The following is a 2,042-nucleotide window of genomic DNA, read 5'->3' as shown; positions in this document are numbered from 1 at the left end:
GCGCTCATGCTTCAAAGGCTCCCACCTATCCTGTACAGATCGTACCCAAATCCAATATCAAGCTGCAGTAAAGCTCCATGGGGTCTTTCCGTCTTGTCGCGGGTAACCTGCATCTTCACAGGTATTAAAATTTCACCGGATCTCTCGTTGAGACAGCGCCCAAGTCGTTACGCCATTCGTGCGGGTCAGAATTTACCTGACAAGGAATTTCGCTACCTTAGGACCGTTATAGTTACGGCCGCCGTTTACTGGGGCTTCGGTTCATAGCTTCGGGTTACCCCTAACCACTCCCCTTAACCTTCCAGCACCGGGCAGGCGTCAGCCCGTATACTTCGCCTTGCGGCTTCGCACAGACCTGTGTTTTTGCTAAACAGTCGCTTGGGCCTTTTCACTGCGGCCCCCTCGTGCTATTCACACTACCGGGGCACCCCTTCTCCCGAAGTTACGGGGTCATTTTGCCGAGTTCCTTAACGAGAGTTCTTCCGCGCGCCTTAGAATTCTCTTCTCGCCTACCTGTGTCGGTTTGCGGTACGGGCACCTTCACCTGGCTAGAGGCTTTTCTTGGCAGTGTGAGATCATGACCTTCGCTACTATAATTTTCGCTCCCCATCACAGCCCAGCCTTACGATGTGCGGATTTGCCTACACATCAGCCTCACTGCTTAGACGGACATCCATCAGTCCGCGTCACTACCCTACTGCGTCACCCCATTGCTCATAACGGTTTACGGTGGTACAGGAATTTCAACCTGTTGTCCTTCGATTACGCCTTTCGGCCTCACCTTAGGTCCCGACTTACCCTGAGCGGACGAGCCTTCCTCAGGAAACCTTGGGCTTTCGGCGGATCAGATTCTCACTGATCTTTTCGTTACTCATACCGGCATTCTCACTTGTATGCGCTCCAGCACTCCTTACGGTATACCTTCAATGCTGCATACAACGCTCCCCTACCCCTGATGCATAAGCATCAAGCCATAGCTTCGGTGGTGTGTTTAGCCCCGTTACATTTTCGGCGCAGAGTCACTCGACCAGTGAGCTATTACGCACTCTTTCAATGGTGGCTGCTTCTAAGCCAACATCCTGGTTGTCTGTGCAACTCCACATCCTTTCCCACTTAACACACACTTGGGGACCTTAGCTGATGGTCTGGGCTGTTTCCCTTTTGACAATGGATCTTAGCACTCACTGTCTGACTCCCGGAATTCGAGTCTATGGCATTCGGAGTTTGACTGAGCTTGGTAACCCTTGCGGGCCCCGCACCCAATCAGTGCTCTACCTCCACGACTTATTTCCGAGGCTAGCCCTAAAGCTATTTCGGGGAGAACCAGCTATCTCCGAGTTCGATTGGAATTTCTCCGCTACCCCCACCTCATCCCCGCATTTTTCAACATGCGTGGGTTCGGGCCTCCAGTGCGTGTTACCGCACCTTCACCCTGGACAGGGGTAGATCACACGGTTTCGGGTCTACGCCCACGTACTTAGTCGCCCTATTCAGACTCGCTTTCGCTGCGGCTCCGGCTTCTCACCTTAACCTTGCACGGGAACGTAACTCGCCGGTTCATTCTACAAAAGGCACGCCATCACCCATAGATCGGGCTCTGACTTCTTGTAAGCACACGGTTTCAGGTTCTATTTCACTCCCCTTCCGGGGTGCTTTTCACCTTTCCCTCACGGTACTGTTTCACTATCGGTCACTAGGGAGTATTTAGCCTTAGCAGATGGTCCTGCTGGATTCATACGGGGTTTCACGTGCCCCGCACTACTCGGGATCCGTCTCGGAGAGAATACACTTTCAGCTACAGGGCTTTTACCTTCTATGCCGGGCCTTTCCAGACCTCTTCGCCTAATGTATTCCTTTGTAACTCCGTGTGAGACGTCCCACAACCCCAAGGAGCAAGCTCCTTGGTTTGGGCTAATCCGCGTTCGCTCGCCGCTACTGACGGAATCACTATTGTTTTCTCTTCCTCAGGGTACTTAGATGTTTCAGTTCCCCTGGTCTGCCTCTGCATAACCTATGTATTCAGTTATGAATAACTGCGAATT

Annotated in this window: 1 rRNA gene (only partly in view); it reads right to left on the bottom strand. The window is 52.4% G+C overall.

The window, feature by feature from the left end:
- A 23S ribosomal RNA gene (locus tag E6W40_RS20905) occupies positions 1-2,042 on the bottom strand (it extends past both window edges: 746 nt to the left, 139 nt to the right).

The sequence above is a fragment of the Paenibacillus dokdonensis genome (genome assembly GCF_004916975.1).
GTDB lineage: Bacteria > Bacillota > Bacilli > Paenibacillales > Paenibacillaceae > Paenibacillus_AQ > Paenibacillus_AQ dokdonensis.
This window is presented reverse-complemented; position numbering and strand designations above follow the sequence as displayed.